This is a genomic window from Microbacterium sp. AG790 (assembly GCF_003634765.1).
Taxonomy (GTDB): Bacteria; Actinomycetota; Actinomycetes; order Actinomycetales; family Microbacteriaceae; genus Microbacterium.
Map to the genome: position 1 here is coordinate 97086 of NZ_RBWZ01000011.1, position 13551 is coordinate 110636.

Consider the following 13551-nt stretch of genomic DNA (forward strand, 5'->3'; position numbering starts at 1 on the left):
GGCCGCCGCGATCAGATGTCAGCGACCTTGCGGCCCTTGTATTCGAGGAACAGCTCCGTACCCTGCGAGTCGGTGACGACCTTCGCCTGGTGGGGACGGCTGTAGACGACCTTGCCGTTCTCGACGGTCTTGACGAGCGTGGGGGCCTCGGCCTTCCACTGCGCGCGACGCGAACGAGTGTTGGAGCGGGAGACCTTCCGCTTCGGGGGGTTACCTGCCATGGCTAGCTCTTCTCTGTATCGGTGGCGACGCGGCTCGCGGCCTCGTCATCAGGGTCTGGGGTGAGGGCCTTCAGCGCGGCCCAGCGCTCGTCGATCGGAATCTCCGGCACGGTTCCTGCGGCCAGCCTCTCACCCGTGATGGGGTCGAGCCCCGGGCAGTCCGGCTGGCACACCGGCTGGAATGGAAGCGAGAGGACGATCGCATCCCTGACGAGAGTTTCAAGATCCACGTGGTCGTCTTGAACCTCGAAGTCGATCGCTTCGGTCCCAGGATACCCGAAGAGCTCCTGAAACTCGACTTCGACAGGCCGGGCGATGTCGGTGAGGCATCGGCCGCACACGCCTGTGTACTCGGTGTCGATCTCGGCCGTCACCAGAATGCCCTCGTGAACAGACTCGAGACGGACCGCAAGTTCGATGGGCTCACCCTCAGGAACGGACACGAGACCCTCGCCCCATTTCGCCGGCGCAGGGACCTCGATGTCGAACTCGCGCATCTCTCCCGCGCGATGCGAGATATCGCGCACCGGGAACACGAATGGACCGCTCACATGCTTTCTGACCACCACGCAATGGTAGCCGCCTCGTGGGCAGCCGAGACCGTCAGCCCGCCCGCGCTCCCGTGTCGAGGAAGCGGGCGACCGGCCCGGGGACGAACGGTGAGACGTCGCCGCCGAGGGCGGCAACCTGACGCACGAGCGAACTCGACACCAGCGCGTGCGCAGGGTCGGGCAGCAGGAACACGGTCTCGATCTCGGCCAGGTGCCGGTTGACGATCGCCATCGGAGTCTCGTAGGCGACGTCGATCTGCGAACGGATGCCCTTGACCAGCACGCCCGCATCGACGTCCTGCGCGTAATCGACGAGGAGACCGACACTCCACGAGGCGACGACGACATTGCCTTCGACGCCCTCTTCGGCGATGGACTGCTCGAGGAGACTGAGCCGCTGCGCGATCGGCAGCATCGCCTCTTTGCCCGGATTGTGCACCACGAGGACGTGCAGCTCGTCATACAGAGCGGCCGCACGGCGGATGACGTCGAGATGACCGAGGGTCGGCGGATCGAACGAACCGGGGACGACCGCGATGCGGTTGTTCATGCCGCCAAGCCTAGCGGGGCCGCACTCCGGCGCCGTCAGCTCTTGGAGAGCGCTGCGCGTTCCTGCTGTCCGACGCGCCGCTCGATCGCCGCGACGAGCCCCGGATGACGTTCGAGCGTCGGATCGCCGGACAACACGTCCTCCGCGGCCGCGCGAGCCCGTGCGATCAGGTCGGCATCCTGTACGACGCGAAGAAGCCGGAGCGACGTCCGTGCTCCCGATTGCGCATCGCCGAGGACGTCGCCTTCGCCGCGGAGTTCAAGGTCGATCTCGGCGAGGAGGAAGCCGTCCGTCGTGGAGGCGACCGCCTCCACCCGCGAACGGGCCGGGGTCCCCTCCGGCGCCTCTGTGACCAGCAGGCACAGACCGGCGACCGCACCACGGCCGACCCGGCCGCGAAGCTGGTGAAGCTGCGAGACGCCGAATCGATCGGCCTCCATGATGATCATCGTGGAGGCGTTGGGAACGTCGACGCCGACCTCCACCACCGTGGTAGCCACGAGCACGTCGATCTGCCCGGCCGCGAAGGCCTGCATGACCGCGTCTTTCTGCTCCCCGGGCATCTTGCCGTGCAGGATCTCGACCCGCAGGCCGTCGAAGGAGGGGATGCCGGCGAGCATCTGAGCGACCTGGACGACTCCCCATCGGGTGCGAGGCTGTTCGCCCTCGACGGCGCCCACATCGACCGGCTGGTCGTCCGCGGCATCCTTTGCCGGGGTGCCGAGCGCTTCGGCATCGATGGCGGCGCAGACGACGAAGACCTGGTGCCCAGCGGCGACCTCTTCTGCGGCGCGCTCCCACACGCGTGCGAACCACCCGGGCTTCTCTGCGAGCGGCGCCACGTGCGTCGTGATCCCTGCCCTCCCGGTCGGCATGGTCCGAATGGTGGAAACATCCAGGTCCCCGAAGACGGTCATCGCGACGGTGCGCGGAATGGGCGTCGCCGTGAGCACCAGGACGTGCGGCGCGGTTCCCTTCGCGCGCAACGTCTCGCGCTGCTCGACTCCGAAGCGGTGCTGCTCATCGACGACGACGAGACCGAGGTCGGCGAACGTCGTCGACGCGCTCAGCAGGGCGTGTGTGCCCACCACGATCCGCGCCTGTCCCGACGCGACCCGCAGTGCCGCCTTCCGCCGCTCGGCGGCGGGCAACTGCCCGGTCAGCAGCGTGGGCATCAGCTCCGGCGCGAGCTGTGGTCCCAGCATCCGGGCGATCGAGCGGACGTGCTGCGCCGCGAGGACCTCGGTGGGGGCGATCAGGGCCGACTGACCACCGGATTGCGCGACCTGCAGCATGGCGCGCAGCGCCACCAGCGTCTTGCCCGAACCGACCTCGCCCTGAACCAGACGGTTCATCGGCCAGGGGCCCTCCAGATCGGCGGCGATCTGCGTGCCGACCGCGTCCTGGTCGGCGGTGCGCGTGAACGGCAGGCGGGCATCGAAGACGTGGAGCAGCTCGCCCGCCGGGCGCGCGGTCGCCGCCATGGCCCGCACCGTCTCGCGCTGCTGGAGGAGCGCGGTCTGCAGAATGAACGCCTCGTGCATGCGCAGCGTTCGTCGCGCGTCGTCGATCTGATCGAAGCTCTCCGGAATGTGGATGCGCCGGAGGGCCGTCGTCGCATCCAACAGCCCCTCGTTCGTGCGCACAGCGTCCGGGAGGGGGTCGGGAATCGGCGCCAGCGCGGCCAGCACGGTCGCGACGGCTTTCTGCACCTGCCACGTCGCCACGGTGCTCGTCGCCGGGTAGATCGGAATCGGCGTGTGCTGCTGCGCCTCGGCGTTCAACCGCGCCGCGTCGACGTCGTCGAAGATGGTGTAATCGGGATGGGCCAGCTGCTGGTGACCCTGGAACTGGCCGACCTTGCCCGAGAACATGCCCTGCCGACCGACCTGGAGATCATTGGCGCGCCAGGCCTGGTTGAAGAAGGTCAGTGTCAACGCTCCCGCGCCGTCGCTGATCACGACCTCGAGGATCGAGCCGCGACGCTGACGCATCTGCCGCGACGACACCGAGCGCACCTCGGCGACGATCGTCACCTGCTCGCCGAGCGGCAGCGAATCGATCGGCGTGAGCTCGCCGCGCCGGGCGTAGCGCCGGGGGTAGTGCGTCAGCAGATCGGCCACCGTGCTCATGCCGAATGCCCGCTCGAACAGCTTCGCGGTCGGCGCTCCCAGCGCGTCGCCCAAGGCGGTGTCGAGCGTGATCGCGGGCATGCGACGAGTCTATGCAGACCTACCGACGCCCCGTTCGCCACGCGAACCCGCGCAGCGGTCGCGCTATCGTGAAGCGGTGACGCGCATCATCTCCGGTCTCGCGGGGTCTCTTGTCTTGACCGTTCCCGATGCCGGCACACGGCCCACGAGCGATCGCGTGCGGGAGTCGCTTTTCGGCGCCCTGGATGCTGCGGGCCTCATCGAGGATGCCGTCGTCGTCGACCTCTACGCCGGCTCCGGGGCCCTCGGTCTCGAGGCCGTCAGCCGGGGTGCGGCCTCCGCCGATCTCGTGGAGAAGTCTGCGCGAGCCGCTGCCGTCGCCGCTCGCAACGCGCACGCCGTCGGCACGGCGGTCCCCGACGTCGCGATTCGCGTGCATCGGGTGAGCGTCGACGTTTTTCTGCGCAGCGGCACAACGCTCTTCGATCTCGTGTTCGTGGACCCGCCCTACGACCTCGCGGACAGCGAGCTGCGGGACGTCCTCGAACTGCTCGCCGCACGCCTGGACCCTGACGCCGTCGTCATCGTCGAGCGGGCCACACGTTCCGGCGCGCCCACGCTTCCCGACTCGTTGACACTCACACGCGAGAAGGCCTACGGCGACACGACCGTGTGGTGGGCGCGCGTGCGCGTCTGACACGACCCGAACACTTCTCGCATTGCGTCCTGACAAACGTGGCTCATCGTGGTGGTCATGAGAATCCCCCGTGTTATCGCCCCCTTTGCCATCGCCGCTGTCGCGGTGGGCGCTTCCGCGTCGGCGGCGTCCGCCGCTACGACGAATGACCCGACCTCGACCTCGACGCACGCGCACCACCCCGCGTCCCGAGCGCCGCATGTCACGTCATCCTCTTCTCTGGCCGATGATCAGGCTGCCGGCGCCGCGCTGACCACGGCGCGCATTGCCGCCCTCACCGCCGAGATCGCGAAGATCACGGCCGACACGTCGATGTCGGACAGCGATCGCGCGGCGGCCCTGTCCACCATGAACACCGACCTCGCTGCGATGAAGACCCTCCAGAGCACGATCGCCGCCGACACGGCTGCCGCGAAGGCACTCGCCGACGTCCGCAGCATCGACCGGGACTACCGCGTCATGTCGGTGGCCATCCCCCAGGTCCGCCTCGCCGCGCGCGCGGATCGTCTCGCCGACCGTGTTCTGCCCCGCGCGGAGGCTGCGCAGAAGTCGCTGCAGTCCAAGCTCGACACGGCCTCTGCCGACACGGGTGACGCCGCGGCGGCGATGTCGGATCTCACCACGCAACTGGCGGCAGTCCAGAAGGGGACCGACGGCGTCGCAGCCGCAGCCCTCGCCGTCACCCCGTCCGCCTTCAACGCGAACCACGCCGCCCTCAGCGCGGTGCGCACGGCACTCACCTCGGCGCGCACGGCGGCGAAGTCCGCGACGCACGACCTCAGCGTCGTCCGCTCGGCGCTGCACAAGAAGTGAGCACCGGTCTCCCAGCGATCTGATCAGCTCCCTGTCTACGCTGTCGCGGTGAACGAACGTCGAGGGCTCGTCGTCGTGGTGGAAGACGAGTCGTCCATTGCCGACATCGCACGGTTGTACCTCGTCGATGCGGGCTTCGGGGTGCACGTGTCGCGGGACGGACGAAGCGGCCTCGCCGACATCCGCAGGTTGAGGCCGGTCGCCGCCGTCGTCGACATCGGCTTGCCGCAGCTCGACGGTCTGGACCTCGTGCAGCACTTGCGCGCGGAGCAGAACTGGACCCCGGTTCTGTTCGCGACGGCACGCGACAGCGAGGTCGACCGGGTGCTGGGTCTCGAGCTGGGCGCCGACGACTATCTGACCAAGCCGTTCTCACCCCGCGAGCTCGTCGCCCGCGTGCGCGCTCTCGTCCGTCGAGCCCAGCGCCCCGCCGTGGCGGGCCCCGTGCGGGTCGGGCATCTCACGCTCGACTCCGCGCGGCGGGCGGTCACGGTGGGCGGACGGCCGGTGACCCTGACCGCAACCGAGTTCGATCTGCTCGCGCACCTCGTCGGCAGTCCCGGCCAGGTGTTCTCCCGAGCGCAGCTGCTGGCGGCGGTGTGGGCGATGGCGGACGTCTCGGGCAGCCGCACGGTCGACGTCCACATCGCGCAAGTGCGCGCCAAGCTCGGGCACCCCGACCCGATCCGCACGGTCAGAGGGATCGGCTACGCCCTCGATGTCTCGTGAAGGGCCCGCTGCAGCGCTTGATCCTGATCGCGACACTGGTCGTGGCGGTCATCGCCGTCGGCGCGACGGCGCTCGCCGCGGTGTCCCTGATCCCCACGGCGGATGCCGCGGAGGCCAAGGCCGCTCTCGCCACGCAGATCGATCGTCTCGCGGCGGCGTCACCGGCCGCCCGTGACGCTCTCGTCGAGGGTCTGTCCGGCGTGTCCGATGCCAGTCAGCCCCTCGTGGCCGCCATCCCGGCCACGGGCATCGTCATCGGATCGGCCGCCGCGGTGGTACCCGCGCGGGTGATCGCCGATGTCCGAGAGGGGCGAAGCGTCTCGACGGAGGTGCGCCGAGACGGCGTGTCGTATCTCGTCGAGGGGCGTCCCACGGGGGCGGGCGCCGGCGTGGTCGCGGCGCAGGATGTGCGCACGGCGCGCTCGCTGAGCACGCGCGTGCTCTGGTCTCTCGGCGCGGCGCTCGCAATCGGCTTCGCGGCGGCCGTTCTGGTCGCCCTCATCGCCGCACGCCGCCTCTCGCGCCCGCTCATACGCGTCGCCACCGCGGCGCGCGCCCTCGCCGCCGGCGATCGCGAAGTGCGTCTGCCCCCGAGCGGTGTCGCCGAAGTCGCCGATGTGGAGACGGCGCTCGACGCCCTGGCGTCAGCCCTCACGCGCTCCGAAGAGAGACAGCGGGAGTTCCTCCTGTCGATCTCGCACGAGATGAGAACTCCGCTGACGGCCATTCGGGGCTACGCGGAGGCGCTCGCGGATGGTCTTGTCTCCCCCGATCGATCGCATGAGGTGGGAGAGGTGCTCCGCGCGGAGACAGTGCGTCTCACCGCCTTCACCAGCGACCTTCTCGCCCTGGCCAGGCTTGAAGCCGACGACTTCCCCGTCCGCGCCTCGTCCGTCGACGTCGCCGAAATCGCGGCCGACGCCGCTCGTGCCTGGCGTGCGACGGCCGAGGCGGCTCAGGTGAAACTCGAGCTCGACCTCGTCCCGACGCGGGCGCACGCGGACAGCCACCGTCTGCGCCAGATCATCGACGGGCTCCTGGAGAACGCCCTCCGCGTCAGCCCGCCGCACACCACGATCACGCTGCACACACGCCAGCTCGCTCCGAACGAGGTCCTCGTGGAGGTCGCCGACGAGGGCCCCGGGCTGACGGCGGACGACGCCGCCCACGCCTTCGACCGCGGGCTGCTGCGCGAGCGGTACCGGGATGTGCGCGCGGTCGGCTCCGGCCTGGGGCTGTCGATCGCCGCGCGCCTCGTGCAACGCATGGGCGGCGAGATCATCGCCCGCCCGCGTGAGCCCAGCGGAACGTCCTTCCGTGTCACGCTCCCGGCGCCGGTCGCCTCACCGGACCCGTCCGCTGCGCCGACGGCGTGAGCGCGGGACGAGGACGACACACGCCTTCAGCCGCGACCCGCATCCCAATCACGGTGAGGGTCCCATCCTCCGATGCCGGAGAAGGGCGAACCGCCGACGGTCACACGCGGCTGCGTATCGGCGTACACCGCGCCGATGGGGCGAAACCCGTCCGGCAGAGGAGCATTCGGTGGGAAGCAGGCGAGCAGCCCATGGTCCTCACCCCCGTGCAGCGCCATCTCATCGAGCTCAGGGCTGAGATCGATCCGTACCCTTGAGGCCTCCGCCATCCGGCGGGCGTCGAGCACGAGACCGTCCGAGATGTCCATCATCGCCGTCGCCCCCGCGCGCGCCGCCCGCGGTCCCTGCGCCAGCTGAGGACGCGGGCGCAACTGGGCCGCGAGGTCATCGCGCTCGGAGGCGCTGAGCGCGACGGGATCGACCGGGACGGGTGTGCCCTCGGCGTCCCGGAACCGGTCGAACAGCAGCGCCAGCCCCCGCGCCGCCGCGCCCAGCCCGCCCGTGACGGCGACGACGTCACCCGGCCGTGCTCCCGAACGCAGCACGGGCGCTTGGCCGTCGAGCGAGCCCAGCACGGTCACGGCGATCGTCAGGGTGTCGGATGCCGCGAGATCCCCGCCCTCCACGGCGCACCCGGGCGCGAGCGTGTCGCAGGACTCCCGCAGCCCGCGGGCGACATCCTCCGCGAAGGAGACGGGAGTGTCATCGGGTAGGGCGAGCGCCACGATCAGCGCGGTGGGACGGGCGCCCATCGCGGCGATGTCGGAGAGGTTCACCGCCGCCGCCTTCCAGCCCAGATCCTCCCCGCTCGACCACGCAAGCCGGAAGTCGGGCCCGTGCACCAGCGTGTCGGTCGAGACGACGACGCGACCATCCGGCGCCGAGAGCACGGCCGCATCATCGCCGGGGCCGAGAAGCGCCCGCGACGACCCGTCGAGTACGGCGAGGATGCGGCGCAGCACCTCACGCTCGCCGAGGTCGCGGACGGTCGGCGCGATCGGTGTGCTCATCGCTCCACGGTAGCCTGGAGTGGTGTTCCGCTCGCGCCTGCTCGTCGTCCCTCTGACCGTGGCGCTGGCTCTCGGCGTCGCGGTGGGCGTCACCGGCTGCAGCTCGACGGTCTCGATGACACCGGCGAAGGGCGCGAACGATCCCGCCTGCGCCGAGGTGACCTCCAGGCTCCCCGCGACCGTCGACGGGCAACCGCGGCGATGGACGGATGCGCAGGCCACGGGCGCTTGGGGCTCCCCCGCCAGCGTCCTGCTCACCTGCGGTCTCGACGCCCCGGGCCCGTCGGCTCTCGTCTGCCAGACGGTGGACGGCATCGACTGGATCATGGACGACTCCGAGGCGCCCAAGTATCGGTTCACGACGTTCGGTCGGACCCCTGCCGTCCAGGTCTATCTCGACTACGACGTGGTGAGCGGTCGCGACGTGCTCAGCGCACTGTCATCCGCCGTGCAGCAGCTGCCCACCGACGGTCGCAGCTGCATCGCCCGGCCCTCGTCCTGACGCGCCGTCGCGACAGCCGAGCGCCTCAGCGCACGCGCGCGAGATCGATGAGCTCGCTGATGAGGTCCCGGTAGCTCATTCCCGTCGCGATCCAGCACTTCGGGAACATCGAGATGGGCGTGAACCCCGGCATCGTGTTGACCTCGTTGACGAAGAACTCGGTTCCCGTGAAGAAGAAGTCCACCCGCGCCAGTCCCTCGCCGCCCAGAGCCTCGAACGCGCGGGCCGCGACGCGCTGCATCTCGGCGAGTTCGCCACTGTGCAGCTGTGCGGGGCAGACGAGGTCGATACCGGCGGCATCGAGGTACTTGGCTTCGAAGTCGTAGAAGTCCCGCCCTGTGATCACGATCTCCCCGGCGACGCTGACGCGCGGCGCGGCGCCGTCCCGACCGGCGAGGACGCCGCACTCGACCTCGCGGCCCACGATCGCTTGCTCGACCAGCACCGTTCCGTCTTCGGCGAACGCGGTCGCCAGCGCGGCATCCAACTCGGACCAGTCGGACACCTTCGACACGCCCACGCTCGACCCGGCCCGCGCCGGCTTGACGAACGCCGGAAGGCCGAGCGCGCGGATCCGCCGCTGCCACAGGTCGCTCTCACGGGCCAGAGCCGCCTCGGTGACAGTGACCCACGGCACGACCGGGACGCCGGCAGCCTTCAGCACGCTCTTGGTGGTGTGCTTGTCCATGCCGATCGCCGACATCAACAGTCCGGCACCGACGTAGGGCAGATCGAGCAGCTCGAGGAAGCCCTGGATCGTGCCGTCCTCGCCGAAGCGGCCGTGCAGGATCGGGAAGACGACGTCGATGTCGCCGAGCGAGCGGATGCCGTCGGCATCCTGAACGCGCAGCTCACGGGAGCGGACGGAGTCGGGCCACAGGATGCGCGTGCCGTTGTCGACGACTTCCGGCAGACGTTCCGGGTTGAGCGCGAACTTGTCGGGGTCGTCGTCTTCGAGCACGAACGCGCCGTCGCGCGTGATGCCTACCGGGATGACGTCGAAGCGATCACGGTCGATCGCCCGAAGCACGCCGCCCGCCGTCGCGGAGCTGATCGCGTGCTCGCTGGAACGCCCTCCGAAGAGCACCGCCACTACCGCTTTGTCCATGCTGGGTCCTCTCGCCCGTGGGCTTGTCGTCGTCGGTGGTCAGATGCGGCGCGATGTCGCGAGGATTCATCGTGCCGTCCAGAACCATCTTGACCTGTTCCACGATGGGCATCTGGACGCCGGAGGCGCGGGCCAGCTGCAGCACCGGTGCCACCGACGCGAGTCCCTCGGCGGTCTGGTTCATCTGCTTCACGACGTCCTGGAAGCTGTAGCCCTGACCGAGGAGTCGCCCGGCGGTGTTGTTGCGGCTCAGCGGAGACTGACACGTCGCGATGAGGTCGCCGAGACCGGCCAGCCCCTGCAGCGTCTCCGGCTGCGCGCCCTGGGCCACGGCGAAATCGGTCATCTCCACGAGACCGCGCGTGATGATGGAGGCCTTCGTGTTCTCGCCGTAACCGACGCCGTCGACGATGCCGATCGCGACGGCGATGAGGTTCTTCAGCACACCACCGAACTCGGTGCCGATCACATCCGTGTTCACGAAAGTCCGGAAGTAGTCGTTGCGAGCGCGCCGGGCGACCGCCTCGGCCGTGTCACGGCTGGTGGAGGAGATGACGGCTGCCGTGGGCTGCTCCCGGGCGATCTCGAGCGCAAGGTTCGGGCCGGACGCGACGGCGATGCGGGCCGGGTCGCAGTGCAGCTCCTCGGCGATCACTTCGCTCATCCGCCGCCCGCTGCGCTTCTCGACGCCCTTCATCAGCGACACGATCGGCGCGTCACTGTCGCGCACGAGAGGACGCACCGCCTTCAGGTTCTGTCGCAGCGCCTGGCTCGAGATCGCGAGATAGATCTGCGAGGCACCCTCGAGCGCCTCCGAGAGGTGCGTCGTCGCCGACATCGTGCGCGGCAGGTTGATCCCGGGCAGATACTCGCTGTTGCGGTGCCCTTCCTGAATCTCCTGCGCGAGCTCGGCGCGGCGAGCCCACATCACCACGTGGGCGCCGCCGTCAGCGAGCACCTTGCCGAACGTGGTTCCCCAGCTGCCCGAGCCGATCACCGCGACCCGCGGCAACGCCGACTCGCCCCTACGCGTCAAGGCGACCCGTTTCGTTCTGCCCGTGGGCGGAGGGGTTCCACCGTTCGGTCGGCGGCTGTTCGTCGCGCAACGTGCCCAACAGGGCCGAGATGTCGGCCATCACGGCATCGGTGGCGGCGATGAGGTTGGCCGATCCCGTCGCACCCGGGCCGGTGAACGCCGACAGGTCTGTCGCCGGTCCGAGGGCGAGACGAACGCGCCGGCGCGGCGGCCAGAGGCGGAGCTTGCCGTAGCGCGGGAGGATCTGCTGCACACCCCACGTCGCCGCCGGAATCACGGGGATCGGCTCGCCGGCTGCCAGGGCGAGACGCACCGCACCGGTCTTGCCGCGCATCGGCCACATGTCGGGATCGCGCGTGAGCGAGCCCTCCGGGTAGACGATGACGCCGCGACCATGGGTCACGAGGTCTTGTGACTGCTGAAGGGTCTGCTTCGCGGCGGCCGACGACGACGCGCGTGCCACCGGGACCATACCGGTTGCGCGCAAGGCGGCTCCGAGCACGGGCACGCGGAAGAGGCTCTCCTTCGCCATGAACCGCGGCGCGCGCCCCATTCGCCACGTGCCGACGGCGATGATCAGCGGGTCGAACTCGCTGTAGTGGTTCGGAGCGAGCACGTAGGGGCCCTCCGCCGGGAGGTGCTCCGTGCCGGTGATCTCGATCTTCGCGAACCATCCGACGGCAGGCACGATGATCGCCGCGAGCGGCCAGAAGACGGAGGGACGCGTCTTCTCAGCGGAAGCCCGGCGGCGTGCCGGGCGGGCGGCGCCCGTCATCCGACGACGTCGAAGTCGGCGCCGAGGATCGTGAGCTTCTCGAGGAACTTCTCGTATCCGCGACGAATGATGTCGACGCCCGCCACGCGCGAGCGCCCCTGCGCAGCCAGCGCTGCGATCACATAGCTGTAGCCTCCGCGGAGGTCCGGGACGACCACGTCTGCGCCGTGCAGCGGCGTCGGACCGGTGATCACCGCGGCCTGCTCCAGCGCGCGGCGCGCCACGCGCCGCTCGGGGCTGGCGATGCCCTCGGGGTGCACGACGATGTCGGCACCCATCTTGTTCAGAGCCTGCGTGAAGCCGAGACGGTTCTCATAGACGGTCTCGTGCACCGTCGAGACGCCCTCGGCCTGCGTCAGGGCCACGATGAGCGGCTGCTGCCAGTCGGTCATGAATCCCGGGTGGACGTCGGTCTCGACGACGACGGGCTTCAGGGCTCCCCCGCGGCGGAAGCGGATGCCGTCCTCGTGGATGTCGAAGTCGCCGCCCACCTTGCGGAAGACGTTGAGGAAGGTGAGCATCTCCTGCTGCTTGGCTCCACCGACGAAGATGTCGCCGTCGGTGGCCAGGGCCGCGCACGCCCACGAGGCGGCTTCGTTGCGGTCGAAGATGCTCCGGTGGTCGTAGCCGCGAAGGGTGTCGACGCCTTCGATGAAGATGACGCGGTTGGGCTCGTAGGAGATGATCGCGCCCATCTTCTGCAGCACGGCGATCAGATCCATGATCTCGGGCTCGATCGCGGCGTTTCGCAGCTCGGTCGTGCCCTTCGCGCGCACCGCGGTCAGCAGCACCTGTTCCGTCGCGCCCACGCTGGGGTACGGCAGGGCGATGTTCGCGCCTTTGAGTCCGTTCGGCGCGGACAGCCGGATGCCGCTGGGCAGCTTGTCGACGGTGGCGCCGAAGGCGCGCAGAGCGTCGAGGTGGAAGTCGATCGGACGGTCGCCGATGCGGCATCCGCCGAGATCCGGAATGAACGCCTGCCCGAGCAGATGCAGCAGCGGGCCGCAGAAGAGGATCGGGATACGGGACGCGCCTGCGTGCGCGTCGATCTCTTCCATGTGCGCGGAGACCGCACCGCGCGGGTCGAGACGCAGGACCCCTTCGCCCTCATCGGTGACGGTGACCCCGTGCACCTCCAGCAGGGAGCGCACGACCTTCACATCGCTGATGTCGGGGACATCGCGCAGCACGCTCTCGGTCTCCCCGAGCAGTGCCGCCACCATCGCCTTGGTCGCGAGGTTCTTCGCGCCCTTCACCTCGACGCGCCCCTTCAGCGGCCGTCCTCCGCGGATCTCGAGGACCGAAACCTCGCCTCCGGCCGGTGTCGACGCCGAAGCGCTCAGAAGGGTGTTCATGGATCGGACCTCACAGTGTGTGTCGAGGACGGGGAAGCGAAAGACAGATGATCGGCGCCGGTGAAGGCGCGATCCGTCCTAGCGAACGGGGAGCGTCCGCGGGCGCCACGCCTCGCGGCGCGCCTCGAACTGCGCGATCTTGTCCTCATTGCGCAGAGTCAGCCCGATGTCGTCGAGACCTTCGAGGAGCCTCCACCTAGTGTAATCGTCGATCTCGAACGAGACCCGGAGCTCGCCGATCACCGCCGTGCGCTCGAGAAGGTCCACCGTCATCTCGATCCCCGGCTGCGCCTCGATCTGGGCCCAGATGGCCTCCACGTCAGCCTCGGAGATCACGCCGGTGACCAGGCCTTGCTTGCCCGCGTTGCCCCGGAAGATGTCGGCGAACTTCGGGCTCAGCACGACCTGGAAGCCGTAGTCGCGCAGGGCCCAGACGGCGTGTTCGCGGCTCGAGCCGGTACCGAAGTCCGGCCCCGCCACGAGGATCGAGGCGCGCGCGAACGCCGGCTGGTTGAGGACGAAATCAGGGTCCTGACGCCAGTTGGCGAACAGTGCGTCTTCGAAGCCCGTCTTGGTGACGCGCTTGAGATAGACGGCGGGGATGATCTGGTCGGTGTCGACCGCGGACCGCGTCAGCGCGGCGGCGATACCGGTGTGCGTCGTGAACTTCTCCAT

15 protein-coding genes are annotated in these 13551 nt (G+C 69.6%); 5 read left to right on the plus strand and 10 right to left on the minus strand.

Translation table 11 applies throughout. From position 1 onward, the window contains the following. Positions 1–11 precede the first annotated feature (11 nt). From rpmF to DEU37_RS12650, 4 genes are read right to left on the minus strand one after another with little or no spacing between them, the layout of a single operon-like run. A complete protein-coding gene (rpmF, locus tag DEU37_RS12635; protein ID WP_005050211.1) occupies positions 12–221 on the minus strand; it encodes a 50S ribosomal protein L32 in 210 nt (69 codons plus the stop codon). A gap of 2 nt (positions 222–223) precedes the next feature. After that, positions 224–772, minus strand: coding sequence for a DUF177 domain-containing protein (locus DEU37_RS12640; protein WP_121190996.1), 549 nt, complete (start codon positions 770–772; stop codon positions 224–226). 52 nt (positions 773–824) lie between these two features. Further along, the gene (gene coaD, locus DEU37_RS12645) at positions 825–1322 is read right to left on the minus strand and encodes a pantetheine-phosphate adenylyltransferase (RefSeq protein ID WP_005050208.1); all 498 of its coding nucleotides are present in this window, start codon (positions 1320–1322) and stop codon (positions 825–827) included. Between the two features lie 35 nt (positions 1323–1357). Further along, complete coding sequence (locus DEU37_RS12650) at positions 1358–3535, minus strand: ATP-dependent DNA helicase RecG (RefSeq protein ID WP_121190997.1); 2178 nt, start codon at positions 3533–3535, stop codon at positions 1358–1360. Between the two features lie 76 nt (positions 3536–3611). Between DEU37_RS12650 and rsmD the strand changes: the two genes are divergently transcribed. The 4 genes from rsmD to DEU37_RS12675 are packed head-to-tail and all read left to right on the plus strand — an operon-like array spanning position 3612 to position 7090. Continuing rightward, positions 3612–4172: a 16S rRNA (guanine(966)-N(2))-methyltransferase RsmD gene (rsmD, locus tag DEU37_RS12655; protein ID WP_121190998.1), complete on the plus strand. Its 561-nt coding sequence runs from the start codon at positions 3612–3614 to the stop codon at positions 4170–4172. A gap of 57 nt (positions 4173–4229) precedes the next feature. Next, positions 4230–4985: a hypothetical protein gene (locus DEU37_RS12665; protein WP_183043686.1), complete on the plus strand. Its 756-nt coding sequence runs from the start codon at positions 4230–4232 to the stop codon at positions 4983–4985. Positions 4986–5033: 48 nt separating this feature from the next. Further along, complete coding sequence (locus DEU37_RS12670; RefSeq protein ID WP_121191000.1) at positions 5034–5714, plus strand: response regulator; 681 nt, start codon at positions 5034–5036, stop codon at positions 5712–5714. After that, positions 5711–7090, plus strand: coding sequence for a sensor histidine kinase KdpD (locus tag DEU37_RS12675; RefSeq protein WP_121191001.1), 1380 nt, complete (start codon positions 5711–5713; stop codon positions 7088–7090). Before DEU37_RS12670 ends, DEU37_RS12675 begins: the two co-directional genes overlap by 4 nt. Positions 7091–7116: 26 nt before the next feature. Here the strand turns inward: DEU37_RS12675 and thiL are convergent, their stop codons facing one another. Next, on the minus strand, positions 7117–8100 hold the full coding sequence (gene thiL / locus DEU37_RS12680; RefSeq protein ID WP_121191002.1) for a thiamine-phosphate kinase: 984 nt from the start codon (positions 8098–8100) through the stop codon (positions 7117–7119). A 22-nt stretch (positions 8101–8122) separates the two neighbouring features. Between thiL and DEU37_RS12685 the strand changes: the two genes are divergently transcribed. Then, the gene (locus tag DEU37_RS12685) at positions 8123–8602 is read left to right on the plus strand and encodes a DUF3515 domain-containing protein (protein ID WP_259457285.1); all 480 of its coding nucleotides are present in this window, start codon (positions 8123–8125) and stop codon (positions 8600–8602) included. 25 nt (positions 8603–8627) lie between these two features. On the opposite strand, the gene DEU37_RS12690 is transcribed toward DEU37_RS12685, so the two are convergent. From DEU37_RS12690 to leuD, 5 genes are all read right to left on the minus strand, one after another. Continuing rightward, positions 8628–9710, minus strand: a complete 1083-nt coding sequence (locus DEU37_RS12690) for a D-alanine--D-alanine ligase family protein (RefSeq protein WP_121191004.1) — start codon at positions 9708–9710, stop codon at positions 8628–8630. Then, on the minus strand, positions 9610–10746 hold the full coding sequence (locus DEU37_RS12695) for an NAD(P)H-dependent glycerol-3-phosphate dehydrogenase (RefSeq protein ID WP_121191005.1): 1137 nt from the start codon (positions 10744–10746) through the stop codon (positions 9610–9612). The genes DEU37_RS12690 and DEU37_RS12695 overlap by 101 nt, the downstream gene beginning before the upstream one ends. After that, complete coding sequence (locus tag DEU37_RS12700) at positions 10736–11521, minus strand: 1-acyl-sn-glycerol-3-phosphate acyltransferase (RefSeq protein ID WP_121191006.1); 786 nt, start codon at positions 11519–11521, stop codon at positions 10736–10738. Before DEU37_RS12700 ends, DEU37_RS12695 begins: the two co-directional genes overlap by 11 nt. Continuing rightward, positions 11518–12876, minus strand: a complete 1359-nt coding sequence (murA, locus tag DEU37_RS12705) for a UDP-N-acetylglucosamine 1-carboxyvinyltransferase (protein WP_005050187.1) — start codon at positions 12874–12876, stop codon at positions 11518–11520. Before murA ends, DEU37_RS12700 begins: the two co-directional genes overlap by 4 nt. Positions 12877–12954: 78 nt before the next feature. Further along, complete coding sequence (gene leuD, locus DEU37_RS12710; protein WP_005050185.1) at positions 12955–13551, minus strand: 3-isopropylmalate dehydratase small subunit; 597 nt, start codon at positions 13549–13551, stop codon at positions 12955–12957.

What these genes read in the sequence shown, in the direction of transcription:
- leuD (WP_005050185.1), bottom strand. Translation starts at nt 13,551, where the DNA reads ATGGAGAAGTTCACGACGCACACCGGTATCGCCGCCGCGCTGACGCGG.
- DEU37_RS12650 (WP_121190997.1), bottom strand. Translation starts at nt 3,535, where the DNA reads ATGCCCGCGATCACGCTCGACACCGCCTTGGGCGACGCGCTGGGAGCG.
- thiL (WP_121191002.1), bottom strand. Translation starts at nt 8,100, where the DNA reads ATGAGCACACCGATCGCGCCGACCGTCCGCGACCTCGGCGAGCGTGAG.
- murA (WP_005050187.1), bottom strand. Translation starts at nt 12,876, where the DNA reads ATGAACACCCTTCTGAGCGCTTCGGCGTCGACACCGGCCGGAGGCGAG.
- DEU37_RS12700 (WP_121191006.1), bottom strand. Translation starts at nt 11,521, where the DNA reads ATGACGGGCGCCGCCCGCCCGGCACGCCGCCGGGCTTCCGCTGAGAAG.
- coaD (WP_005050208.1), bottom strand. Translation starts at nt 1,322, where the DNA reads ATGAACAACCGCATCGCGGTCGTCCCCGGTTCGTTCGATCCGCCGACC.
- DEU37_RS12690 (WP_121191004.1), bottom strand. Translation starts at nt 9,710, where the DNA reads ATGGACAAAGCGGTAGTGGCGGTGCTCTTCGGAGGGCGTTCCAGCGAG.
- rpmF (WP_005050211.1), bottom strand. Translation starts at nt 221, where the DNA reads ATGGCAGGTAACCCCCCGAAGCGGAAGGTCTCCCGCTCCAACACTCGT.
- DEU37_RS12665 (WP_183043686.1), top strand. Translation starts at nt 4,230, where the DNA reads ATGAGAATCCCCCGTGTTATCGCCCCCTTTGCCATCGCCGCTGTCGCG.